Source organism: Halobacillus salinus, from assembly GCF_004684905.1.
GTDB lineage: Bacteria > Bacillota > Bacilli > Bacillales > Halobacillaceae > Halobacillus > Halobacillus salinus.
The window spans coordinates 1231144-1255717 of record NZ_SRJC01000001.1 but is presented as its reverse complement, the minus strand read 5'-3'; the positions used below and the strand labels follow the sequence as shown (position 1 = coordinate 1255717).

General features: G+C 41.5%; 34 protein-coding genes. 32 read left to right on the top strand and 2 right to left on the bottom strand.

Annotation, left to right across the window (positions count from 1 at the left end; all coding sequences use genetic code 11):
• The first annotated feature begins 68 nt into the window (after nt 1-68).
• The 10 genes from E4663_RS06900 to E4663_RS19750 all read left to right on the top strand — a co-directional run bounded on the left by E4663_RS06900 (nt 69) and on the right by E4663_RS19750 (nt 5691).
• A complete protein-coding gene (locus tag E4663_RS06900; RefSeq protein ID WP_135327070.1) occupies nt 69-380 on the top strand; it encodes a helix-turn-helix domain-containing protein in 312 nt (103 codons plus the stop codon).
• The gene (locus E4663_RS06895; protein WP_135327069.1) at nt 381-653 is read left to right on the top strand and encodes a group-specific protein; all 273 of its coding nucleotides are present in this window, start codon (nt 381-383) and stop codon (nt 651-653) included.
• A gap of 102 nt (nt 654-755) precedes the next feature.
• On the top strand, nt 756-992 hold the full coding sequence (locus tag E4663_RS06890) for a hypothetical protein (RefSeq protein WP_135327068.1): 237 nt from the start codon (nt 756-758) through the stop codon (nt 990-992).
• 59 nt (nt 993-1051) lie between these two features.
• A complete protein-coding gene (locus E4663_RS06885; protein ID WP_135327067.1) occupies nt 1052-1309 on the top strand; it encodes an AbrB/MazE/SpoVT family DNA-binding domain-containing protein in 258 nt (85 codons plus the stop codon).
• A 111-nt stretch (nt 1310-1420) separates the two neighbouring features.
• Nucleotides 1421-2107, top strand: coding sequence for a BRO family protein (locus E4663_RS06880; protein ID WP_135327066.1), 687 nt, complete (start codon nt 1421-1423; stop codon nt 2105-2107).
• 68 nt (nt 2108-2175) lie between these two features.
• On the top strand, nt 2176-2997 hold the full coding sequence (locus E4663_RS06875; protein WP_135327065.1) for a DnaD domain protein: 822 nt from the start codon (nt 2176-2178) through the stop codon (nt 2995-2997).
• Nucleotides 2990-3334 (top strand): replicative helicase loader/inhibitor, encoded by a 345-nt coding sequence (locus tag E4663_RS06870; RefSeq protein WP_135327064.1) that lies wholly within the window; start codon nt 2990-2992, stop codon nt 3332-3334. The genes E4663_RS06875 and E4663_RS06870 overlap by 8 nt, the downstream gene beginning before the upstream one ends.
• Entirely contained in the window at nt 3324-4664 is a 1341-nt protein-coding gene (gene dnaB, locus E4663_RS06865) for a replicative DNA helicase (protein WP_135327063.1), read from the top strand. The genes E4663_RS06870 and dnaB overlap by 11 nt, the downstream gene beginning before the upstream one ends.
• The gene (locus E4663_RS06860) at nt 4619-5326 is read left to right on the top strand and encodes a sigma-70 family RNA polymerase sigma factor (protein WP_135327062.1); all 708 of its coding nucleotides are present in this window, start codon (nt 4619-4621) and stop codon (nt 5324-5326) included. Before dnaB ends, E4663_RS06860 begins: the two co-directional genes overlap by 46 nt.
• 215 nt (nt 5327-5541) lie before the next feature.
• On the top strand, nt 5542-5691 hold the full coding sequence (locus tag E4663_RS19750; RefSeq protein ID WP_158290442.1) for a hypothetical protein: 150 nt from the start codon (nt 5542-5544) through the stop codon (nt 5689-5691).
• 68 nt (nt 5692-5759) lie between these two features.
• On the opposite strand, the gene E4663_RS06855 is transcribed toward E4663_RS19750, so the two are convergent.
• Nucleotides 5760-5999, bottom strand: a complete 240-nt coding sequence (locus tag E4663_RS06855; RefSeq protein WP_135327061.1) for a hypothetical protein — start codon at nt 5997-5999, stop codon at nt 5760-5762.
• A 115-nt stretch (nt 6000-6114) separates the two neighbouring features.
• Here E4663_RS06855 and E4663_RS20235 point away from each other — a divergent pair, with 115 nt between their 5' ends.
• On the top strand, nt 6115-6243 hold the full coding sequence (locus E4663_RS20235; RefSeq protein ID WP_277752101.1) for a hypothetical protein: 129 nt from the start codon (nt 6115-6117) through the stop codon (nt 6241-6243).
• Between the two features lie 119 nt (nt 6244-6362).
• A complete protein-coding gene (locus E4663_RS06850; RefSeq protein WP_241657167.1) occupies nt 6363-6869 on the top strand; it encodes a sigma factor-like helix-turn-helix DNA-binding protein in 507 nt (168 codons plus the stop codon).
• A gap of 92 nt (nt 6870-6961) precedes the next feature.
• On the opposite strand, the gene E4663_RS06845 is transcribed toward E4663_RS06850, so the two are convergent.
• A complete protein-coding gene (locus E4663_RS06845) occupies nt 6962-7612 on the bottom strand; it encodes a hypothetical protein (RefSeq protein WP_135327059.1) in 651 nt (216 codons plus the stop codon).
• Between the two features lie 315 nt (nt 7613-7927).
• Between E4663_RS06845 and E4663_RS06840 the strand changes: the two genes are divergently transcribed.
• The 20 genes from E4663_RS06840 to E4663_RS06745 all read left to right on the top strand — a co-directional run bounded on the left by E4663_RS06840 (nt 7928) and on the right by E4663_RS06745 (nt 24495).
• Nucleotides 7928-8875, top strand: coding sequence for a hypothetical protein (locus tag E4663_RS06840; RefSeq protein WP_135327058.1), 948 nt, complete (start codon nt 7928-7930; stop codon nt 8873-8875).
• A gap of 9 nt (nt 8876-8884) precedes the next feature.
• Nucleotides 8885-9526 carry a hypothetical protein gene (locus tag E4663_RS06835; protein WP_135327057.1) on the top strand — a complete coding sequence of 214 codons (642 nt, stop codon included), beginning with the start codon at nt 8885-8887 and terminating at the stop codon, nt 9524-9526.
• Between the two features lie 141 nt (nt 9527-9667).
• A complete protein-coding gene (locus tag E4663_RS06830) occupies nt 9668-9943 on the top strand; it encodes an HNH endonuclease (RefSeq protein WP_241657123.1) in 276 nt (91 codons plus the stop codon).
• A 110-nt stretch (nt 9944-10053) separates the two neighbouring features.
• Entirely contained in the window at nt 10054-10410 is a 357-nt protein-coding gene (locus E4663_RS06825) for a hypothetical protein (RefSeq protein ID WP_135327055.1), read from the top strand.
• A complete protein-coding gene (locus E4663_RS06820; RefSeq protein WP_135327054.1) occupies nt 10385-12037 on the top strand; it encodes a terminase TerL endonuclease subunit in 1653 nt (550 codons plus the stop codon). Before E4663_RS06825 ends, E4663_RS06820 begins: the two co-directional genes overlap by 26 nt.
• A gap of 14 nt (nt 12038-12051) precedes the next feature.
• Complete coding sequence (locus E4663_RS06815) at nt 12052-13185, top strand: phage portal protein (protein WP_135327053.1); 1134 nt, start codon at nt 12052-12054, stop codon at nt 13183-13185.
• Nucleotides 13182-13928, top strand: coding sequence for a head maturation protease, ClpP-related (locus tag E4663_RS06810; RefSeq protein WP_135327052.1), 747 nt, complete (start codon nt 13182-13184; stop codon nt 13926-13928). Before E4663_RS06815 ends, E4663_RS06810 begins: the two co-directional genes overlap by 4 nt.
• Nucleotides 13929-14005: 77 nt before the next feature.
• Nucleotides 14006-15154 (top strand): phage major capsid protein, encoded by a 1149-nt coding sequence (locus E4663_RS06805; RefSeq protein WP_135327584.1) that lies wholly within the window; start codon nt 14006-14008, stop codon nt 15152-15154.
• Entirely contained in the window at nt 15120-15419 is a 300-nt protein-coding gene (locus tag E4663_RS06800) for a fibronectin type III domain-containing protein (RefSeq protein ID WP_158290441.1), read from the top strand. Before E4663_RS06805 ends, E4663_RS06800 begins: the two co-directional genes overlap by 35 nt.
• Before the next feature lie 23 nt (nt 15420-15442).
• The gene (locus E4663_RS20035; protein ID WP_193554837.1) at nt 15443-15652 is read left to right on the top strand and encodes a hypothetical protein; all 210 of its coding nucleotides are present in this window, start codon (nt 15443-15445) and stop codon (nt 15650-15652) included.
• Nucleotides 15653-15666: 14 nt separating this feature from the next.
• The gene (locus E4663_RS06790) at nt 15667-15975 is read left to right on the top strand and encodes a phage gp6-like head-tail connector protein (RefSeq protein ID WP_135327050.1); all 309 of its coding nucleotides are present in this window, start codon (nt 15667-15669) and stop codon (nt 15973-15975) included.
• On the top strand, nt 15944-16369 hold the full coding sequence (locus tag E4663_RS06785) for a phage head closure protein (protein WP_135327049.1): 426 nt from the start codon (nt 15944-15946) through the stop codon (nt 16367-16369). The genes E4663_RS06790 and E4663_RS06785 overlap by 32 nt, the downstream gene beginning before the upstream one ends.
• Nucleotides 16354-16758, top strand: a complete 405-nt coding sequence (locus tag E4663_RS06780) for a hypothetical protein (RefSeq protein WP_135327048.1) — start codon at nt 16354-16356, stop codon at nt 16756-16758. The genes E4663_RS06785 and E4663_RS06780 overlap by 16 nt, the downstream gene beginning before the upstream one ends.
• Complete coding sequence (locus E4663_RS06775) at nt 16742-17140, top strand: hypothetical protein (RefSeq protein ID WP_135327047.1); 399 nt, start codon at nt 16742-16744, stop codon at nt 17138-17140. Before E4663_RS06780 ends, E4663_RS06775 begins: the two co-directional genes overlap by 17 nt.
• The gene (locus E4663_RS06770) at nt 17141-17731 is read left to right on the top strand and encodes a phage tail protein (protein ID WP_135327046.1); all 591 of its coding nucleotides are present in this window, start codon (nt 17141-17143) and stop codon (nt 17729-17731) included.
• Nucleotides 17732-17785: 54 nt separating this feature from the next.
• Nucleotides 17786-18313 (top strand): hypothetical protein, encoded by a 528-nt coding sequence (locus E4663_RS06765; protein WP_135327045.1) that lies wholly within the window; start codon nt 17786-17788, stop codon nt 18311-18313.
• 10 nt (nt 18314-18323) lie between these two features.
• Entirely contained in the window at nt 18324-21650 is a 3327-nt protein-coding gene (locus tag E4663_RS06760) for a phage tail tape measure protein (RefSeq protein WP_135327044.1), read from the top strand.
• A 2-nt stretch (nt 21651-21652) separates the two neighbouring features.
• On the top strand, nt 21653-22486 hold the full coding sequence (locus E4663_RS06755) for a phage distal tail protein (protein ID WP_135327043.1): 834 nt from the start codon (nt 21653-21655) through the stop codon (nt 22484-22486).
• Nucleotides 22486-23133, top strand: a complete 648-nt coding sequence (locus E4663_RS06750; protein WP_135327042.1) for a hypothetical protein — start codon at nt 22486-22488, stop codon at nt 23131-23133. Before E4663_RS06755 ends, E4663_RS06750 begins: the two co-directional genes overlap by 1 nt.
• Before the next feature lie 18 nt (nt 23134-23151).
• On the top strand, nt 23152-24495 hold the full coding sequence (locus tag E4663_RS06745; protein WP_135327041.1) for a hypothetical protein: 1344 nt from the start codon (nt 23152-23154) through the stop codon (nt 24493-24495).
• Nucleotides 24496-24574 lie beyond the last annotated feature (79 nt).

Genomic DNA, 24574 nt, shown 5'->3' with positions numbered 1-24574 from the left:
TCCTCTTTTAGACCTTATTATAATTTATAAGTTCCCATAAGGCAACACGCCGAATTATTTGTAGATGTATGTTGACAATTGGGAACATTAAGTTTACTATTGGAAACAACGAGAGGTGGTGCAAAGATATGCGCTTCAATTTACAGAGGTTGAGGTACGAGAGGCTTTCAAGAAAAATTACACAAGAGAAGATTGCCCAGTCAATAGGAGTTAAAAGATCAACCTATCATAAAAAAGAAAATGGAAAAATCAGGCTGGATGTAGAAGAGTTTGCTATCGTATTGAGTGTTCTAGGAATTCCCGAAAAAGAAGCGGGTATTTTTTTTACACCAGATGTTCCCGTTCGGGAACAAAATGTAGATTGGTTGGAGGTGAAATAGATGATTGATATCAATCTTGATAAAAACCAAGCTAAGGAACTTCTAGAAAAAAAGATTGAAGAAGTCGTAAAAAACCTTGAGCGCGAGTTGGTCTATTGGGATACCAATGAACTTAGAAGAAGAACTTGTATGAGTTGGAACACAATCAAGGAGCATTTTTTCTATGACGAAAGGTGCCCAAAAGTGAAACTAGGAGGTAAATATTACTTTCCAGCAGATAAAATGAAAGAATTTTTGCTCGAATGGTTAGAGGAACAAAAGGAGGTGAGCTAAATTTCTTTTGATAAGCAGGGTTTAACTTTTGTTCTTATGTGGACAGGCGCTCTTATATTTTTGTACTGGAGCATTTGCAACGCTTAAAAGGGAGGAAACATAATGTCGAAATTCAAGAACAAAGAAGAAGTGTTGATTGATTTGAAAGACCGCTTCCAAGAGATTATTGAAGCTGAAGTTGGGTCATCGATTAAGGATACACGCTTGGCGGTCCTAATGACAGATGTGGAAAAGGTCTTTGAAATACCTTTTATGGCTGGGCGTCGCTTAGATGCTTTTAAAGAAAAGCACCCTGAAGTATTTGAATTTTACCAGCATATATCATTGACTCGGTCTTGAAGATCTGGTTTGAGAGGTATAAAAGAAACTCGGTGCTAATTACTTAGGAGGAATAAATTATGAAAGCAACTGGAATTGTACGAAAAGTGGACGAACTTGGTCGGGTAGTATTACCTATTGAGCTCCGTCGAAATCTAGAAATCAATGAAAAGGATCCTCTGGAAATCTATTTGGATAACAACAAGATCATTCTTAAAAAGCACATTCCAAGCGAAGAAAAAATGCAGCATCTTAAAACATTGGATGATATCAAAATTCTTTTGAGTGGATCAGAGAAGGAAAGAATTGAACGGGTAATCAACTTTCTTACCCAATAAAAAAAGCCACCCAAAAAAGGGCGGCACCATATCACCTTTTCTAATAAACACTCCTAAATGGAGCAGACCATCCATAAATCTCTTTTCACGTTTCTAAAGGAGTGAATAATTTTGAACGAATTACAGAAAGTCTTTAACTACCAGGATAAAAAAGTTCGAACAGTAATTATGGAACAAGCGGTTTGGTTTGTGGCAGCTGACGTTTGTGATGTTTTAGAAATTAAAAACAGTCACGACGCAGTAATTCGATTAGACGAAGACGAAAAAGCTACCTCGGTAATACCGACCCAGTTCGGTAAAAAGCAGATGAACCTAGTGAACGAGTCCGGACTGTATTCATTGATTTTTAAAAGCAGGAAAAAGGAAGCGAAGGCATTTAAGAAATGGGTTACCTATGAGGTATTGCCTTCCATCCGACAAAGCGGAAATTACTCACTACAGGTGCCGCAGACCTTTTCCGAAGCACTTCGCATAGCAGCCAATTTGCAAGAAGAAGCTGAGCGTAACCAACCGAAGGTAGAAGCTCATGATCGATTCATTAGTGCAGAGAATCACCAATCGATCGCAATTGTGGCTAGAGCGTTGGGTATTGGACGCAACAAGCTGTTTATGTATTTGAAACAGAAAAAAATCCTCATGTCCAACAACACGCCGTATCAGACGTATTTAGACCGAGGATACTTTGTAGTCAAAGAAAAATCCATTCAGATGGGTGACAAGGTAATGAATAAGCCTCAAACCTATGTCACGCCTAAAGGTGTGGATTATCTCGACAAGCTATTAAACGAAGCTGGCTGATGCAGCAACATCGGCCGCTTCAACAAATATTTAACAAGATTATAGCACATATTCAGGAGGTAAACTAGATGGCGAAATTTAGACAAGTGTACACGGAGTTCTGGGATGATGCAAAGGTACAGGAAGAAATGACTCCTGAAGATAAATTGTTTTACCTATATCTACTAACCAATCCAAGCACAACTCAAACTGGCATTTACCAGCTCACTCGTAAGAAAGCTGCTTTTGAATTAGGTTATTCCATCGAAGCGGTGAAAGCGTTGTTCGATCGTTTCGAGAATTATCATAAGCTCATTTGCTATAACGAAGACACGCGTGAGGTTGCTCTTTTAAATTGGGGAAAGTACAACCTCAATAAAGGTGGAAAACCGATTGTTGATTGTGTGAAGAAAGAGCTTGCTGATGTGAAAGACCGCTCATTAATCCAATTAGTTGGAGAAAACGTAAAAAACGCGCCATTAAAGGATTTGTACGATACGTACCACGATACGTTAACGACAAGAGGGCAAGAAAAAGAAGAAGAAGAAGAAAAAGAAAAAGAAGAAAAATATAAAGAGGAGGAGGAAGCGCGAGAAGTAGATTCCATTATCAAAGCATTGGTTGATAATCACTTAGTTACTCCTGGAGGACTCACAGCTACACTTCTTGATGATTTGAATGACGTGTTAAATAACTTCGGATTTGAAGATCCAGAAGAAATGGTCTATAAAGGCATTCAAGATGCAGTGAGAGGAAATGGACGAACGTGGAAATTCGTTTATAACAAATTGAACCTCTGGAGAAAGCAAGAAATCACCAGTATTGAGCAGTTGAAAGATGCTGATTTATCCGGCAAACCACAACGCAGCGGAAGATCGGTTGACTGGAAGGGACTAGACGTCAGTGGATAAAAAACAAGTGCTGCAAGTTTTCAAGGTTATACAAAGTGTCTATCCGCGCTTTATGCCTGAAGATACACAGGAACAGCAGAACAAACTTGATACTTGGGCTCTGATGATGAAAGACATGGACTATGAACGTGTTATGAAACGTACACAGGAACATGTAGTTGGAAACAAGTTCCCACCTACGATTGCCGAAATCAGCGCTTACCCAACTGAAAAAAATAAAAGCATTGAGAAGATGAACCAATGGAAGCGTGAAGCTGAGCAAGTGCCACAGGAAACTAAGGACCGCTTCCAGAGAGAGTTACAAAAGCTAGTGGAGGCGATGAGCGATGATCAATAATCGGGAAGCGGAACAGGCAATGCTGGGAGCCATTCTTTTAGAAGGTCACTTGATAAAAGATTTGAGTCTCCAGCCAACGCATTTCTTTGACCGTAGCCACCAAACAATCTACGAAGCTATGAAAACGGTAAGCGACAACAACGGTGCGGTGGATATTGTAGCAGTCGCAACGGAACTTGGTAGTGAAGTTGGAGTTGTTGGCGGTATATCCTACCTCACAGATCTCGCAGACTCGGTACCGAGCACGGAAACGATCAAGCATTATCAGCGCATGATTTTCGATGCCTACCGAAATCGAGTCACAAGAGAGCACACCATGAGGTACTCAGAAAGCCCTACTGATCAATCGCTTGATGAACTCATTAAAGTTCTTACGGATGTTCGCGGAATAGGAGTGGAGACCACAGAAAAGAGCACGTATGAATATCTAACCGAAATTGCTAATGACATGTTGTCTCCAACAGAAGCGGCTGATAAAGGGTGTCCGGTTGGATTCCGCGACTTTGACAACATGACAGGCGGTGGCCCGCAAAACGGTGACTTATTTATCGTAGCAGCACGACCCTCGATGGGAAAAACAGCTTTTGCGTTGAACATTGCTTCCGGACATTGCAAAAACGGAGGTTCTGCTGACATCTTCAGCCTGGAGATGGGAACGAAACAATTACTCCACAGGATGATTTCAGCAGAAGGCAATATCGATGCTCAAAAATGGCGCACGATGTTCTTCAGTAATGAGGACTATGACAAGGCAATCAACGCCATAGGGGAAATGACGAAGTGGGATTTCGATATCCATGAGAAGGCAACGACGGTTTCAGATATGCGGGCAATCATACGCCGCTCCGTTATTGAAAAAGGTCGCAACAATCATTTGGTTGTAATCGATTATCTACAGCTGATGAGTGTGTTAGGCAAATACGAGCGTCGGGATCTTGAAGTCGGTTCCATAACAAGAGAGCTTAAGTTGCTGGCGAGAGAGTTGGATATACCGATTATCCTCGTGTCTCAGCTGTCCAGAGGAGTCGAACAAAGACAGGACAAGCGTCCGATGATGAGCGACCTTAGAGAATCCGGAAACATTGAGCAAGATGCAGATGTTATTAGCTTCCTTTACCGTGATGATTACTACAATCCTGAATCAGAAAGTCAGAACATTGTGGAAGTAATCCTCAAGAAGCAGCGTAACGGTCCGATCGGTAACGTCGAGCTTGCTTTTATTAAAGAGTACGGAAAGTTTGTAGACCTCGACTATCGCTACAGTGACCAGGAGGTGCCAAGCACATGCCACAACATGAAGAACGAAAATTCCTCGATGGCAAATGGTTAGACCGAGAAGAGTGCATCAAACAGTACGAGCGGCTCATTTATAAAATTGCTGTGCCATACGAAAGGCAAAAGAATCATTCTGGTCTCACAATGGAAGATCTGTTTCAAGTCGGCGCTATCGGTTTGTTGAGAGCTTACGATGATTATGACATTAATCGCGGGACCAAATTTATGACTGTGGCTCACTTTAGAATATTTGGTGCCATTTCTGAAGCAGTTCGTGATTTAGAAGGCATTGTAAGATATCCGGCTCAATATCACGAAGTATTGCAAAAGATTAACAAGATGAATCTCGTGGATATAAACGTTGAAAAGGTAGCGGAAGAACTCGGAGTGACTGAGAATCGTTTGGAGGTCGCCTTGTCAATGCTTAAAGCCAACAAGCATTTGGATGAAGGCATGGACGACGAAACGGAACACTATTTCAGACACGGGGAATCAGACGATCTATCGTGGATGCACCTAAAAGAATACTTGGGAGTGCTCAGTGAAAGAGAAAGACAAATTGTGATCTCTAAAGCCAAGGGACTCTCTAATAAGGAAATCGCACCGGAACACAAAATAACTCAGCAAATGATTTCTAAAATCTTAAAGAATGCCAGGGAAAAGTATGAAGCATTTGAAATGGGGTGGCGTGGCAGTGGGGCGTATCAAAAGGTATGAAGCAGAACCATTGCGGTTCGGAAAGAAGACGGAATCATTCGACCAATCGGTGAAGAATTATCAAATGAGCGAAGAGGATATGAAATAGAGAATGCAAGTCAATCCTGCTAAATAAGTTGAGTTGAATAGAAATGTCTATTCAAGAAATGAATCTTGGGGACATTATTAAATGTCCTCAATGCGGAAAAAATTTGAAATTGTTAATCTATCTGAAGATGAATTGGATGACTTCGACGATTACTTCGAGCATGTATCAATATGTGAGGGATAAGATTACAGGAGGTGAAAGTTTGATTGTTCCAGTAACAAAAATTCATTTCGATTTTATCAAGGAAATTGACGGTGGAGCTCCGCTAGAGGGCTGAAGGCATGTGCAGTAAACTTAGCAATATAACAAAAAGTCTCTGTAAAAAGAGGGTGAAAATCACCCTCACTACTTTTTCTTTTTAATTGAAACCATTTTATAACCAAGTAAATGAGTAATCATTTGAACTTCTTGGTATGTAAATCTATCTCGATATAACTTTGTACTAAATGACTGGGGTTTTATGTCTAAAATTTTTGCTAGTTCCTGTACTGAAATTTCACTTTTCAGCATAAGTTGCTTGATCATCTTGGAAGCCCCATGTTTTAAGGCGAATTGCTTTGCATCTTCCAATTCTTTACTGACCATACACTGGTACACCTCCTCTCGATATACTCATGTTTGACTATATTATATACTTAATTGGATATTTATCAAGTGACTTCTTCAAAATAATAAAAAAAGTTTTTCGCGTCAGTACAAGATGATTTATGCGGCGCGCAAACAAACTTATTCAGAAACTTATCTGAATGCTGAAAAGTACAAAAAGGAAACTGCTGAGCTTGCCATAACCAGTCCGAGAGAAATGGAAGCGGAGTACTACGGATATTGAAAAAAAGGTGGCAGAACGCGGTCGATACTCTCAAAGAGGACATAAACGCAATCAAATACAGAGTGCGACGGGATATAGCGAACGGTAATCGACAAACATAGTAGGGGGAACTGATTGTGATGATCGAACTATTGTATGAGTACAAGCGAACGCTACGAGAGACAAAGAAGCTGCGCGACAAGCTCAAAGCCAATGCAAATACTCCAGAAGACGAAGAAGATCTTAAACTATACAGTCTCATGATCAGTGATCTTCAATACATCATTGAATGGATTGGGAGAGGTCGACAGCCTTACGCAAAGAGAGGGATAGATAGAAGGGAAGCTTACAGGCGATTAATCTTTACAGATGAAGAAACCATGTCGGCAATTGGTAGACCATTGAAGAGTGAAGCGGTTGAGAATAGTGTAAGTGAACTGGATAGGGAGCGGATAGAAGACGTGCTGTCGGTACTTACTAATAAAGAAAAAGACATTTTCTTTATGAACAAAGTAGAACAACTTTCTTATGAAAGAATCGCAGAGCTCATAGGAGTAAAAAAAACAACAGTTCAAAGCCATATTAATAGATGTGAAGTTAAAATGAGAAAACAAATGGATAATAGTATGTTCAGCATGATACTTTGAGGTGCGCATACACTCCACTATGCAACACTCATGAGAAATGCATATATTATTTTGAGTTCATATCATTAAGAAGGGCGAAAAGGTCTAGTTAATTAATATTTGTAACTTACGTAGAAATCCGGATCTACTTGTCTGAAGAATGTCACAAGACTTCGATTATTCTGGGTTTTATAAGTTTGCTCCGTAATTTCTTGACCATCCGCTGTCACGCCTTTAGTCTTTTTAGGGTCAAACGTTACGTCTTCTGGGAGAATAATGATGAGCTCTAATTCCATTCTCCCGGATTCTTCAAACCCATTAAAGGGTAATGATGTCATGAATTCGAATTCCTCAGTTTCATTTGGGTACAAAGGAAATTCATATTCAAAATGATAGTGAGAAGTTGTGCCTTCGATTGGTTGTGGTTTTACTTGATCAAGATAAGTGATCAAATAACTCAGCAATGAATCACTTCTGGTCTCATCTTTTCTTTCTGGATCCATATATTCTTCCGGAAGGTCTTTTATTTTGTTGTTAACATCGCTTGCTAGCCTTGGACCGAAATCGAAACCTCTTTCATTTAAGAAGTTTCTGACAGCCTTATCAACTTTTTCGGTTTTACTTGGAACAAACAGAACTTCTTCTTTTGGAAGAGGCTTCTCTAACTGCATAGTGCTCTGAATCTTCACGCGGTCGTGATCTAAACCATATCTGCTGGTGGGAACTACATAGACAACTGTTTCTTGCTTCAATACTTTGTACATTGGTTCCTCCTGTGTTAAAGACCCTTTCGCCCTTAATATACTCTTTTCAACATAAAATTCCAAAAACCTTTAATTTTAGAAAAAAATGGGTTATATTTTCGTATCTAAAATTCAGAGGTACTTAAGCCACCTATAAGTAGAGGTTACCCAAAAAAAATTCATTATTGGTATGTACCTACATCAGAAAGCAGAAAATAGGAAATGTATATTAGAATATAAATCACCCTCTGATATCCTGTGAAAAATTTCCCTTCGATAAAAGGGATAATATGTATTGATGTCGAAATATGTAGGATTGAAAGGGGATTGATTATAATGAAAGATAAAAAAGATGCATTTATCGCAAATTTCAACTGTACGTTCGGTAAAGAGGATGAACCTCTGTTAACTAATCTAGAGAGAGTTATAATACCGGCATTTCAACAAGATTACGTTAGGAAAATAAAGGGTGTTAACTACACTATCGAAAATGTGCGTCTCACTATGAGAAATGGAATATTCATGTTGGTCGGTCTATTTGTGAAAGGTACTCATTTGGAAGTTAAATCTCAGAGAAATAGTAAAGGAGAACTCGAGAACACCGACGTTAACATAAAATCTGATCCATATTCATACTTTGTAATTAACCTAAAAAACCATCGGATGGTTCTAGTGAAGAATCAAAAAGGAAGCCCGACGGTATCACAGTTTTCTAATGTAGCTGAATGGTATTTGAAAAGATACGTGAGAGAAGCCAACAGTGACCAAGAAAGTGATCAGGAAGAAAAGCTTCCTAAGCCAAATCTACACGTAGTTGCTATTCCATTAACAGGGAAAATTCAAGAAGAGCTTGAGAAGGTTAAAAAAATTCAAAGAGCTGTCTTCCGTTTTTATCCTTTGAATGGAGACATACCCCAAAATGATATTGTGAATGAGTTGCGTAGTCAGTTGCCTGAATATGAAAGTAAGACCGGAAATATTCAAATCAATAGTCCGAAGAACTTTGAAAAAGTAGGAGAGACTCTGGAAGAGACCAAAGGTTTAGTAAGACCTTCTATTACTGCTGAATATGAAGACGAGAGTGTAAGGACACTTAACGATGAAGACTTTACAGAAAGATCTGTATTCAGACTTGAAGAAGATGTAGATTTTGATGAAAGCTTCGATGAAATTTCCGGTAAGGCTTTAACGAAAAATGAATTCAATGAAACAAGTGAAGAAAACCAATCTATATATAGTCGTTTTTATGATGGGCTTGAAAAGTTATTTTCTTCTAGAGAGTAGGTTTATTATATGAAGCCAGAAGATAAGGAAAAGCTCAGTGGTAATGCAAATCAATTATTGGAAGACCTGAATTTCAAAAGTGTATTTAAAAATAGTATATCTTTATTGAAACCTTCCAGGAATAGGTTTTTGGTGATTGTTGGTTTTGCTATACTTATCATGATATTGTACTACTTTGTACTTATCAACAGTGTTAACGGGATTGAGCATGCACTTGGAATAGTGAATTATGTCACTACAGTCTCAGTAGCGATATTAGCTCTTATTATTACCGGTTATGCTATATTCCAAGCATTAGCAACTGGCGAAACTTTGATAGGTCTATTGAAAACTAATCAAGGGAAAAGAAGCTATTTTTTAACTTATAATAACTACTTCTTTGCTATATCATTACTTTACCTTACTTTGTTAATAGTGAACTTTGTATTATTTGTCGTTTTAAGTGGGTTGCCGACTGATTGGGCATTACCTTATTTTAGTACTAAATGCAATAACATGCTTTATTCATTATTAATGGTAATATATCTTTCTTTCGTATTTAACAGCATGATTGAGTTAAAGTCCTTTGTTTTTAACTTGTATTCAGTTTTCTCTACTACAGCTGTACAAAAGGCTATAACAAAAATCAAGGAGACAGACAGGAGTCAATAGAATTTGAGTTGATTTTTGTCTTATCTTCACTTGTGAAAAGTATAAGAACTTAGACATCTGCAATGTTGCAGATGTCTTTTTAGTATTGAGGTTGAATCCATGGATATTAAGCAAATAAAGAAGCTAATCAAAGAAGATAAGATGGTTAAGTTCTATCAATCCGATGCTTGGAGGGAAGTGAGAACTAAAGCATTAATACGGGACAACAATGAATGTCAAGAGTGTAAACGTAAAGGTAAAGTCGGACTAGGACAAAACGTTCACCATTTTAAAGAAGTAAAGACGCATCCTTGGCTTGCACTGCAGTTGGATAATGTCGAGGCAGTATGCATTAGTTGCCACAACAAGGAACACAAACGATTAGAGAAATACATCAGAAAAAAGAAACCTAAGTTTATGAATGAAGAAAGATGGTGACCCCCCCTCAAAAAGTTTTACACCTTTTCTGGGGAACCGTGAAACGAGGAGGGGGAGATCGGAAAAAACATTTTTGGCCATTTCGCACGTGAGAGGGGGGGTGGGGTCAAATGGCAAGGAAACCCAGCATCGAGAAACAGGACAAAATGATCCAAGAAGAGGTTGACCGGCTCAACTCTTTGGTACTCGATTTTCCTGAAAATGTTCGAGAAGTGGTAAAAGAGTTGATTGAACGAATTGCCTTTATGACCATTCAGCTTGAAATCTTAGAGTCGACGATCAAATCAAAAGGCCCGACTTACACATATAAAAATGGGGCTCAAAAAATGTTGATTGAAAACCCTGCTCAAAAATCCTATAACACGACGATGAACCGTTATACAGCTGCTTATGATAAGCTCATTAAACTTATTGAGATTTCCTTTAAGAATAATGCGGGCGATGAAGATGAAATCGAAGACATATAAATACCATCCTTATATCGATGACTATATGCGGATGGTCGAGCAAGGAGAAATTGAATCGTGTGAAGAGCAGAAGCAGCTGATGAAATTCTTAAAGTGGAAACTCGATCAACCAGGTGTTGTTATCGATGCGGAAGCAATTGAAAACTCAGTAAAGAAACCAGAACCCTATTTCTTTGAATTGTTGGCATGGCAAAGATTTTGCAATGCCTTTATTTATGGAGTTAGATACGAGGATGGCCGGTTGATGTTCAATCGCTTCTTGCTGGAGCTTGGTCGCGGAGCGGGCAAGAATGGTTATATTTCTTTTAATGGCTTTTATATGATGAGTAACCATCACGGGATCCATCGGTATGATATCGATATTGTCGCTACGTCAGAGAAGCAGGCAAAGACATCTTTTGAGGACGTTTACGATGTTATTGATGACCCGTCCAGACAAAAGAAAATGAAAAATATCTTTTATTATTCCAAGATGTTGATCCAGCATCGGAAAACTAAATCGAAAATAGAATACAATACCTCCAATGCCAGGACGAAAGATGGTAAAAGATCCGGAGCAGTAATTTTTGATGAGATTCATGAATATGAGGATTACAGCAATGTCAAAGTGTTCACCTCCGGGCTAGGTAAGAAAAAGGACCCCCGCACGTTTTACATCACAACAGATGGTTATGTACGTGGTGGTGTATTAGATGACATGAAGAAAGAAGCGCAAATGGTATTGAATAAGGAGCTGCCTGAATCAACTTTATTTCCATTCATATGCAAACTGGATAACGAAGAAGAAGTGGATGATCCAAGCAAATGGGAAAAAGCGAATCCATCATTTCCGTATTTAGAAAACCTTCAGACAGAAATGAAGCAGGAATATCACGATATGCAAATCAACGCTTCCCTGAGGCTGGAGTTTATGACTAAACGGATGAACTGCCCACAAGAAGATGTCCGCAAGGAAGTAGCGACCTATGAAGACCGGTTGGCAACAGATCAATCATTCCCGGATGAGGTGGAGGGCTTTCCGGCTTTAGGTGCTTTGGACTACGCAGATATCCGTGACTTCTGTTCGGTGGGTATTATGTTCAAGCATGACGGGAAGCGGTATTGGAAGCAGCATACGTTTATCCACCATCTGGCCCTTAAGCTGCAAGACATCAATCCTGAGATTATCGAAATAGCCAAAGAGAAGAACCTTTGTACCATCGAGTATGGAAAATCGATAGATCCAGACAAGGTTGTGAACTGGTTCATCGATATGCTAGAAACGTTCCATATTAAAAAAATAGTGATGGACAAGTACCGCGCTGCCATCCTTAAGCCTAAATTTGAAGAAGCCGGCTTTGAAGTAGAAATTGTACGGAAAGGACCAGCGACTCATGCTATGCTCTCTCCCCTTGTGGATGAGATGTTCATCAATCAAACGGTCGTTTTCGGTGACGATCCCCTCATGAGGTGGTATGTGGGCAACGTGTACAAAGATGAAAAGGGAAATGGCAATATGGAATACTGCAAGATCGATAAGGACAAGCGGAAAACCGATGGGTTTTTCGCTTTTTTACATGCGCTCGTAGAAGACGATGAACTGGAAGAAGCGCAGCCGTTTGAACCATTCGATGTCATGGTCTTTTAAGGGGGTGAGAAACCGTGGGAATAAGAGAACTGTTCGGGTTCACTAGTGACAAAGAGATGAATTTGCAAGAGGTATGGATTGACTTAGGGATTGAGTATCACTACAAGAACTTAGCTGTCCAGACGTGTATCAACCTCATTGCGAATACATTAATCCGATCCAAGTTCAGGACTTATGAGAAAGGCAAAGAAGTCAAGAAGAACAACCATTACCTTTTCAATGTACAACCCAACCAAAACCAGAACGCCAGTGAATTTTTTCACGAATTTGTTTCCAAGTTGGTCATGGAGAACGAATGCTTACTTGTGATGCAGAACAGACAGTTATATGTAGCGGAGTCTTACGATATGAAAGAGTTTGCCTTGTATGAAAATCAGTATAGGAACGTGGTCATCAAGAACTATCAACTGAATCGGCGTTTTACAGAAAGTGAAGTTTTTCATTTCAAGCTGAATAATAAGCGGATCAAGAGTGTTATCGACAACATGTATGCGAGTTATGGAAAATTATTGACTTCCGCCATCAACTATTACAAACGTTCCAATGCACTGAGGGCGAAAGTCAAAACGCCTGGCGTTTCCTCGCAAAAGGGAGAAGAACAAGCGAAGAGAGAAAAAATGTTCAATGATCAACTGAAGCGTTTCATGACTGCAGAGAGCGCATCTGTTCTACCCTTACAGAACAATCTTGAATACGAAGAGATTCAGTTAACCGGTCAAACAAGCAGAGATGTGCGTGCCATCGTGGATGACATCGTGGACATGGTCAGTATGGCTTTTCACATTCCAAAGGGATTAATTAAAGGAGACTTGGCAGATGTTGAGGATCAAACCGACAACTTTCTGATGTTCTGCGTTCAGCCCATTGCGGAGTTGTTAGAAGATGAAATAAACCGGAAGCAATATACCAAAGAGGATTATTTGAATCGTACCTTCCTGAAAATTGACACATCGCTTATCAAATACGTGGATCCTGTGAAACTGGCCGGGGCGATGGAGAAATTCCTGTCTTCGGGGACGCATTCTGTTAATGATAACAAACGAATGATAGACGAGGAGCCAATCGATGAAGGATGGGCAGATGAATACTTCATCACCAAAAACTATGAAGAAATCAGGAAATTCTTGAAAGGGGGTGAGGACGAATGAACGAATTGAACCGGAAGAGTGTATTTGCGTCTGCAACGCTAGCAAACCTTAGTGAAAATGAGCTAATCAAACCCTATTTAGATAATATGAAGACGGAATTCCGTGCAGAAGAGAAAGAGGAATCCAAGGAAGCGGATCTATTCATCTATGGACCTATTGGTGAATCCATGTTCGGAGATTCCGTTTCAGCGAAAGATGTAATGACTTTCTTGAAAGAAACGGAATCCGAAACGATTAATATCTACATCAACAGTCCTGGAGGAAACGTTTTTGATGGGTTGTCTATCTATAATCAGCTAAAACGTCAGGAGGCGAAGGTGAATGTCTATGTGGACGGATTGGCCGCAAGTGCTGCATCCATTATCGCGTTGGGTGGAGATAAGCTCTTTATGCCGAAGACATCCACCCTAATGGTTCACCATGCTTGGACAATTGCCCTCGGGAACGCCAAAGAATTCCGGAAAGTAGCGGATGACTTAGATCAGATTGCAGAAGCCTACATCGCGGCCTATGAAGATAAGTTCACTGGTACTCGTCAGGAGTTGGAGGACTTATTAGAGGATGAGAGCTTCCTGACAGCTTCCCAAGCGGTGACGCTTGGCTTCGCAGATGAAGAGATTGAAGAGCCGGAGAAAGACGAACCAAAGGAACCAGTCAAGAATTCATTACTACAAAAGTACGCAGCTAATGCGAAGAAACCAATCCCAAACTTGTTGAATCGTTTTAAGAAAGAGGAGGAATAATGATGAGTCACAATCAAAAAGCAGTGATGAAAGATTTAAAGGCGAAACAGAAGCAACCGTTTATGAGACTGGGGAATATGCAGTTCTTTGGTGGAGGTACAGGGGTTCAAAACCTGGACAAGACCAATCAATCCGATCAAGAGAAACGTGAAGCTCTAGTGGCGGCTCTCGAGTCCGGAGATTCAGAAAAATTCGCGGAAGCTATGGTTAACATGGCGGAAGGCATTCAGACGGATATCCTTCAAGAAGCGAATACTCTATTGCACAAAGAAATCAATGACCAGCAAGTACTCAGTTCCAGAGGGATGCATCCCCTAACTTCCGAAGAGAAAAAATACTACAACGAGGTTATCGATGGGGAAGGGTTTGATGGAGTAGAGGCATTGGTACCGGCGACGGTTATCACTCGGGTGTTCGAGGACTTGACGCAAAACCACCCTCTTCTTACAGCTATTAATTTTGTTAATACAACTGGTATTACCAAGTGGGTATCGAAAAAAGGAACCGTTAACCCAGCGTTTTGGGGTAAGTTGACATCAACGATCAAAGAACTTCTGGATGATGGTTTCGAAGTGCTGAACACCGACCTGTACAAGCTATCTGCCTTCATGCCGGTAGCAAAAGCTATGTTGGCACTTGGTCCGGTGTGGTTGGACCGATACGTCCGTGCAGTACTTGCCGAAGCCGTATCCATCGCATTAGAAGAGGCCATTGTAAAAGGTACTGGAAATGATCAACCGATTGGTATGATCAAGAATCTCTCCGGTGCTGTAGTGGATGGAGTCTATCCTGATAAATCTGCCACTACACTGACTGCATTTGATCCAGCCACACTTGGAACAGAAGTGATGGCCCCTCTTACGAAGGATGGTACCCGTTCTGTAAGTAACGTTATCCTTGTGGTAAATCCATTGGACTACTGGAGCAAGGTTTTCGGTGCTACGACTTATCTGACTCAAAACGGAACATATGCTTACGGCGTTCTACCGATTCCAGCTACCATCATTCAGTCCGTAGCGGTGCCGAGCGGCAAGATGGTTGCAGGGGTTGCCTCTGACTACTTCATGGGTGTCGGATTCAATCGAAAAATCGAACAGTCTGATGAAGTGCGTTTCATCGAAGATCAACGCGTGTACATGACAAGAATGGCTGCGAATGGCCGTCCGAAAGACAATGACTCCTTCAAAGTCTATGACATTTCTAATATTGGGGCGGAAACACCCTAATGCGCCCGCAAATCTAACAGCATCCAATGTGACAGATACATCAGTTGACGTCTCGTGGGATGCTGTTACGTATGAGGCGGGCATCGCAAACTATGAAATCTATCGAGATGGTGTCATGGTCGATACAAGAGTAGGAACCAATCTTGCGGATTCCGGATTGACAGCTGACACTGCATACGAATATCAAGTCGTTGCGGTTGCTGAAAACGGGCTGAAGTCGGAACTCAGTGAGGTACTGACGGTCACGACTACCACTGGAGCTTAGATTGATTAAAGGAGGAGAAGAACATGCCTTATAAGGTCGTGAATAACTTTGAAGATCTGAAGGACGAAAAGCACTTTTATAAAGTTGGAGACCCCTATCCAAGAAACAATAAGAAGCTGAATCCTGCAAGGGTAAAAGAACTGTCAAGAAAGCACCCTAAGTATAAACGGGCATTTATTGAAGAAGTGAAAGAAGAAAAGAAAACTACTGACAAGCCATCCTCTGACAAATAGGGGGTGGCTTTTCTATGGCATTTACAGAAAATGATCTGATGGAAGAGTTGAAACAATACCTACGGATTACTTGGCCAGATCAAAACAGTGAAGTTCTTGGCATCGTGAAAAGAGGAAAAGCGTATCTGAATGAAATCGGAGGCGGGGAGTTGGACTATGAGCAAGATGAAACGGTCCGGCAGCTGTTATTCGATTACGGTCGTTACGTTTACAACCACTCATTCGAACTGTTTGAAATCAACTTCCAGAATGAACTGGTCAAGCTATCGATTCGTGAAGGGGTGAAGTCGATTGAAGCGGAAAATACCGAAACCTCTACATGAAGTGTATAACGACGGTTTTCTTGTTTATGGTCGGCATGAAACATTACGATCTCCTACCAGGAAAGTAATTGGAAAAGAGTTCGTAGAAAAAGGGAAGCTCGCTTACCAGTTGATGAGCATACGCGAAGAGGACTACAGCATGGCAGAAACCATGGGGAGCTCGGTGGATGTAAAGGTGAAGACACCTTTCCCGCCGTTATTCCTTCGATGGAAAAAGTCCGACTTGGTTATCCGAATTGGTGCAGAAGAGTACGAAGTGATTTCTGTGGACTATGACCGATCTAAACGGAACCTGTTTTTCTATCTTCGCCAGATTGGCAGTTTTAAGCAGAATGAAGAAGAACCGGAAGACAACATCCCGGCTACTTTCAGTGAGAGTTGGAATATTCAATGAATGAAAAAGCGAAGCAGCTGATTAGTTTTCAAAATCAGAAGTTGTTAACCAATCTGGACGAAACCTTCGGGCTTCCGATATATCAGGATACGGTATCTCAAGATGAACGTCCGGAAACCTTGAATTTGTTCCTTTTGGTATTCGGGGATTTCACGGCTGGTGAAAACCCCAGTACTTTGAACCAAGAAATTTATGTGACGTATCTGGCGGAGGGGAGCGATACGGTCGAGACTGATAGCTTGGATGTCATTTCTGCCGTATCAAAAGTGAAAGCCATTCAATTTCTTAGAACAGAAAAGGATCAGGTGCAGAAACTCGATACCGACGAGTATGTGGATCGTGTGAATTTCATCTTCCGAAGGACGGTCAAATATGAGTGTCCGGTTTGAGTTGGATTATGAAGATGTTCGGAAGCTCGAAGAAAAGTTATCAAAAATACCACAAGACGTGGAGAAGCTTATTAATGAGACGTTGCACACCTTCGGAGTTCGGGAAGTTGAGGATGCGATTATAACAAGGATTCCGGTTTCAAAGAAGAGCAAGAAACACGCGAAAAATTCCAGGCCTATAAGAAGTACCACCTTCAATCTTGGTTTCGAAGTGAAACCGAAACGACCTTATTGGTATTTGGTATTCCCGGACCAAGCTTTGGGAACTTCGGTGGAAGAAGTGCCGCATGAATTCATGCGAGAGGGAATGGATGCGCGTACAGATAGAATATTAGAAGAAATTAATCGACAAGTAGATCGATTATTAGAGGAGGAATTTTAGATGCCTACAGTAGTAGAAACATTCGACCCGACGAAGATTACGAATGCTAGTGCTCAATTCAAGAATAGTGATGGCACCCAAGGTGAGGGAGAAAAGTTCTCTTGTATCGGATCGGTTGAAGGAGAAACAACCTTAAAGGAACTGATCAAACGTTGTGAAGGTGTAGAAGTCGGGAAAAAAGTGAAGCCAGAAAAGATGGAGTTGACCGTGACGGGACATGTGCCTGTCGTCATAGTTAGAAAACTATTCGGCCTTTCTAACCAGGACTTGAAGGAGGGTGTCTATAAATACTCTCAGTCTTCTGTAGGGCAAGACTTCGTACTAACGGCCGATGTGATTGATGAGTTTGAGGACGTAACCAAACTTATTGCATTTCCGAATTGCACTTCTACAAACGGATTTGGCTTCTCTTTAGAAAACGGTGGAGATGAGGTCGCTCAGATGGAAGTAACGTTGACCGCGTATCCTGATGCAATGAAGAACTTGTATTACGAAGTGCTGGTTTCGGAACTAGCTGACGATTCCACTGTTCCGGATACGTGGCATACAGCATTTGATTACACCTTAGTAGAAACCACACCACAAGTATAAAGGCTAGCATTTGCTAGTCTTTTCTTTTTAATTTATGAAGGAGACGCGTTGAACATGGCAAAGTACGAGTTAATTAACGTTGGCGGTACGATGCTCAAGGCTGCTATCACCAACCACTCATTAAGCATGGGAGAGAAGCTTGGGTACTTAGAGAAATCCCAATTGACCGATTTATTGGAGCTGGGCGCATACAAAGCCATTGTCTACTTGGCTGTCATCGGTCCTTATCCTGGAGAGGCAGTTACTGTCGATGCATTTGAAGAATATTACTCTCCTAGTGATGAGCGGTTGAGAGCTGATTATATGAGAGTCTTAGAAGCTTGCACTCTGAAAGAAGATAATGAGTTCGCAAAAGGGTTGAGGAATAGTCTGGATCGCAAAGCAGAAAGGGACCAACCGAAAATCAAGAGCCCGAAGCTCACCATCGAATGTGTAGAGGATCGTTATGTTTTATATTGTCTAGGTGCTGGTATTGGAGAAGATGTCTTTTGGCATTATCCAATACCGGATGTAGAGAGGATTTACGAAAGTAAACAGGCGTTGGACGCTTGGAAAAACAACCCGGCTACACAAGGAAAGTGAGGTGAGATGAATGGCGAAGAAGAATGAGACCAAAGTAAAGTTTAGTATATTTAACAAAGAATTCAATGCGGGTATTCAAGAGATGAGTGCCGAGAGCTCCAAGCTCAAGAAGGAATTCAAGCTACAATCAGAGCAGATGAAAGATACGGCCACGGCTACGGAGAAGCTCGAGACCAAAGTGCAGTACCTTGGGAAGCAGCAAGACATAGTCAAGCGAAAAGTCAACGCCACAGATGCTCAACTAAAGAAAGCGAAACAGACTTATGGAGAGAACTCCAATGAAGCAAACAAGTTGGCCAACAAGTTACTCGATCTTCAAATTTCTGAACAGCGGTTGGAGAACTCGATCAATCAGACGCGATCGAGCATCGAGAAACAGCAACGTGAAATGATGGAGTCGAGAAGTGCAGCTAATAAGTTTGAAAAGTCTTTGAATGAACTTGGTCAAAAATCCAATGACCTCGGTGATAAATTAGGCACTGGCGTCAGCTTACCTTTGGCTGGTGTCAGTACAGCAGCGGGCGTGGCAGCCATGAGCGTTCATGACGCAGGACAGGTCTTAATTGGCTCGTTAGGTGCTACGGGTGATGAAGCCCAACGACTAAAAGACGATATGCAAGAAGTGTGGAATGCTGGTTTCGGAGATTCCCCGGAGCAAATCGCTCGTTCTATGGCCATGGTCAAGCAAAATATTAAAGGTATTAATTCCGGTAAGGAATTGCAAGATGTCACGAAGCAGATGCTCACACTTGCCGATGTTACGGAATCAGATGTAAGCGAGGTCACTCGTGGTGTTAATCAGCTCATGCATAACTTCGGTAAAACATCGGAAGAAGCAATGGACCTCTTCGCGAAAGGTCAGGCTGAGGGGTTAAACTACTCGCAAGAAATGTACGACAACATATCCGAATACGCTCCTTTGTTCAAGCAAATGGGGTTCTCGGCAGAAGAGTATTTCTCCATCTTGGCTAACGGTGCGAAGAACGGCGCTTATAATCTAGATTACATCAACGACATCATGAAAGAGTTTGATGTACGCGTTCGAGACGGATCCGATCGAACGGTGGATGCATTTGCGGAAATGTCTGATGAAACGCAAAACCTCTTCAAGGAATTCGAAAATGGAGAAGCTACGACACGGGAGCTTTTCGACACGGTCATTCCGGAACTGGAGAACATGGATGATCAGGTGAAAGCCAATCAGATCGGAGTCGAGCTGTTCGGCACCAAATGGGAGGACATGGGGCAGGAAACGGTCTATGCACTTGATGATGTGAATGAGTCGATGCAGACGGTAGACGGTTCTATGGGGCAGTTACAAGCCTCTCAGGAGCAGACATTCAGCAGAGAATTCAAGCAAACCCTTAGAGGCATTTTAGATGCATTGGAGCCACTCGGAGAAGAGATGTTGGAAATTGCCCGTGATGTTACGCCTCATATTCAAGAATTATCAGAATGGTTTACAACCCTGGATACAGATACACAGAAATTTCTCCTGACGCTGACGGGGAGTGCAGCACTAGCTGGACCTGCATTGAAGACTTTTTCAGGACTCACTAATGTACTGGGTAAACTCTCCGGAGGATTTGGTACCGCATCTAAATCAGCGGGAGCTGCAGGTCTAGCTGGCAACCTGATTAAGTTCGGGAGCAAAGGTGGAGTTGTTGGTTTAGCGATTGCCGGAGTAGCCGCGCTAGGTACGACCGTTTACACCCTGGCTCAGCGACAAAATGAATTAAATGATGTTAGCCTCGAAACAGCAATAAGCTTACAACAGCAACATGATCAAGCGAGCGCTATGATCAGTCAATTCGACACTCTACGAAATAAATCCAAGCTTACGAATGATCAGTTTGCGAGATATGTAGACTTGCAGTCTGAGTTGCAAGAAGCGTCTAATCCTCAAGTCATAGCAGCCATTAAAGAAGAGATGGCACAGCTAGAAAAGAAATCAGGTTTTACTAATGGTGAATTGTCGACCATGGTACAACTGAACAATAACCTGGTTGAGGCTTTACCAGGTGCAACGCAGCAGATTACCAATCAAGGGAACAAAATCGCTGGTACAACGAGTGAACTTAGTAAATACAATGCGGAAATTGAAAAGATGGCCACGCTCGAACTGGAAGGACAGTTTTATGCTGCACTCGAGAATCAGAAACAGTTGACCGCGGATCTCAACGCTCAACAAAAACAGTTGAACATCTTAAAAACTCGTGAGAAAGAAATCAACACCTTAATCAGCACTTATACCGCTGGTGAATTAGAAACACTCAGACAAAAAACAAAAGAAGAGCTTAATTCATTGCAAGCACAACAAGCAAGTGTGAAAGCCGGCAGTGACGAATGGCAACAATTACAGAATCAAATTGTGCCTCTCCGTCGGAAATATGATTTGATCAAAGACGGTAAGCAGGGATTGAATGATCAGCTACTGGCTTTGAAGCGGCAAAAGAACGAAAAAGAAAAGATCATCGGTGAGACAGAGACGGAAATTGCAAAACTCGGGATGGTTTATGACAAGCTGCAGATAAACTACCTCAAGAATGCAGGCATCAAGGATGAGATTTCTCGCCAAGCTGTTAACCAGGGTAATGTCACTAGCGTTATCAAAGATCAGATCAACAAACTGGAATCCCAAAAACAAAAGTTGAGGGACCAGACACCTATCAACATGCGGAATACAAGGGAGTATCGGAACGGGATTTCTGCCATTGATGGACAAATCAGTGAGCTTCAGTCGGCCAGAGGGCAAATCAGCACTCTCACAAGGGATGCCAGGAACTATACGAGAGAGCTAGGTCGTGACGTGTCTAAAACAGTGCAAACTAATATGTCACCTAGCGATTACGAAATCAACAGACGTCTTTCCAGACCTGCATATAAAACCCTTAATATCACCACTTCTGGCGGTGGTCATTACGTCAATTATGCGAAAGGTACCGACTTCCACCCGGGAGGTCCAGCTGTCGTCGGTGAAGAGGGGCCAGAGTTAATCCGACAAGGCAATCAGTGGTCCCTTCATGATTTTGGGTTCATCCCGAACCTGCAGCGAGGAGCAGATGTTTACACCCATGAGGAAACGCAGAAGATGATGGCGGGCATTAACAAGAGACTACCTGCTTATGCATCCGGAGCCGGGGTCAGTCCTAACGTTTCTTGCAATCTCGATCGAATGAGTACAGATCTAGCAAGCGGCACACAAGGGACCAATCAATCTATCACCATTCAGATGAAGCCGGCAGATGTCATTATGGATAAAAGGGCTCTCGGTCGCTTAGTCGCACCTGAGGTGAAAGTGGAATTAAATGATCTACAGTTCAGAAGGGGGAGGTAACTTTGAAGAGTGAAAAGAACTTTCATATCGAGTATCCGTCGGGTGTGGTGCTTGATATGCATGAAGACCTTGGTGTCTGGGTCAGCTCTTTCAATGTATCGCCTCCTACCGTGAAACGGTCGATGACTGAAGCGGCAGGTATGGATGGTGCCAGGGTAACGAGATCCAAACTAGATGTACGTAAAGTGGAAATCGGCTTACAGGTCGAATCCGAATCAGTTGTGGAATTGGATGATTTGAAGCATAAATTGTACGGTGTTTTTTTCTCTCGTGAAGCTTACACCATCCGGTTGGATTATAAGCCTGATTGGGAAATATATGCGATGCAGGACGGTGGCTATGAATTCGACTATATTACCCAAATGGATGGTGGATTCCTGATTGAGTTAGTCATGCCAGACCCGTACATCTATAGCGTCGAGCAAGAACAAATCGTCGATGCATCTGGTGATCCGACCATCACAATTCCTGCGTTATTCGCTGCGCAAGAAACACCGATTGTTCGACCCGGCACAAATGCCGAGTCACCATTCATCGCTGAAATTACTTTCACTGATCCAGGAACTGAATATGTATTAAAGCATGTGCAATCGGGTCGATATATCCGGTTGCTTTTTGGTTTTACATCAGGGGACAAGTTACGAATTTATTCGAATTGGAAAACAGATACTGGCCAGAGTGTAAGGAAAATAGAGCTGAATGGAGAGCGTAACATGACGATGTTGGACATAGTGAACAGTGCCTTTTTCTGGTTAGGACCAGGAGGGAATACATTTGAAGTACTACCGTCCACCGGAGTAAAAACTAAAATCAAGTATAGAGAGAGGTGGCTATAATGGCTTTTGAATTGCCAAAAGACATTAATGAAAATAAATTTTTCGGTAAGAAGACGGAAGACAACGAACACGCTTATATGCCAACTGTCATTGTCGGTCCTGATGGCAAGACTCCTATCAGTGAAGTGAATAAGTTTCCTGTGGCTGATACCGCGGCTCATCAGAAGTTGGATGCGGTCGTCAATGAGCAGCAAGCCCTCAAGAATCAACTGGCCGGAATCATTGATGGATCCACACCAGCTACTTCTCAACTAACGGGGAGTAATATTGAAAAGGGTGTAGTCGAATATTTTGTGGCTGAACAGATAAGAGATACGACAACTCGCCGAGTTAATAAGAACACGTCTAAGTATCGCCCTTTAACATTTTACGCAAGGAACACGCTGGATTCCGAGGTTGAGCTATGGTTTTCACTAGGTATGATATACGGAGATAAAGGGTTGCAGTATTGGGATGGAGAGCAGTTTGTGCGGGGGTATAATAAAAAAGTTGTATTACCCGCAAATACGGATGATTATATAGTGATTAACTCGATTGAAACGTACCTTGATTACATCGAGACTACAAAGCTTCAAGTGAACCTATACGCTTCTTCCACCCCGACATCTGGTGACTTAACAATATTTGCAATCGGTCAAAATAACTAAGAGAGGGGGATATTATTCATGTGGGAAGAACTACACAGACTAAACGAAAGCAAAGGCACTCAACTAGAAGATTTAATAGATGATGGCAAATTCCTAGATAACTTCCTAGAAGACAAGAACGCTTGGGACTATACTAAAGGGATTACTATCGAGGACGCTGCCCTACAAATGCCAACAGGTGCGACAACTCATATTAACACTGCTCTAAATAAAGTGATTAAAAATCCAAGAGCCATTGAATATAAAATTAAGGATAGCGAAGGTATTGGTTCATACTCTCGAATAGCAATGGGAAAAGATAAGAAAAACTTCGCATTCTTAGTACCAGCGAACCGCGACATATGGACGGTAGTAAACGGATCACTAGGTACTCAGTACACAGGCAAGTTGGCAAGTTCTTATCAGATTAAAAACGGGGATAAAATCAAAGCAGTTGTTAGAGGGCAAAACGTACAATTATTCGCTAACGATTTTCTAAAAGGGACATTCGAACCCGGATTTGAAATGTTGGGCGAATACTACGCTGGTATGCAATGGCGTGATTCAGGTAACAACGTTAAATATGACCAAGCAACCGTGTACGAGAACACTGTTCCAAAGTACATGCACTTTTCAGTGGATGACTTTATTGATGCGCTCGAAGACTTGACGAATGGTTCTTATACAAGCTTGTGGGATCAGCCGACATTCGCATTATTTAAAGACATGCACGACCAATACGGCGTTGTTGTTTCCTTGTATTGCTTCTATCAGAATTCAACATTCAACCTCAGTCAAACAACGGATGCGTTTAAGAATGAATTCCTACAAGCGTCGAACTGGCTTAAATTTGGATTTCACGCCTTAGACAATCCGTCTAGGTACGAAACAGATGATGCAGCGCAAGCAAAAACAGCTTACCAAAATACTATTAATGAAATCATTCGTTTTGCTGGTGAACGTTCTCTCGATTTACTACCTAGAATCCACTATTTTCAAGGTCGTGAAGAAGTTATACAGGAGTGGAAATCTACAACCCATCCGCCGAAAGGCTTTTTGAGCGCTGAGGACGACAGAGAAATAAACTATAATTTGTCTGCTGTTGAAAGGGAAACACTCAGTAAATGCGATGACTATTATGAAGTGTTTAACGATCTCTATTTTGCTCATACTGACTTGAGATTAGAAAATGTATCGGACGTTGTAAGTGAACTGAACACGTTAAAATCATCTGGTGGTCAAAGGGACATTCAAATATTGTTCACTCACGAAAACAAACTTGAATTAGCAGAAGTTCAACAACAGATGAATGACGGTTTCCGGTGGGCGATTGATAATCAATTTGTATTCGCATTTCCACAAGAACACATTCCTAAATGTTAAAAAGTTTATTGGTAATGAGGAAGGGAAAACTTCTAATAAGTAAAACATAGGAGGGGTTTCTATTAATTATGTACAAGGT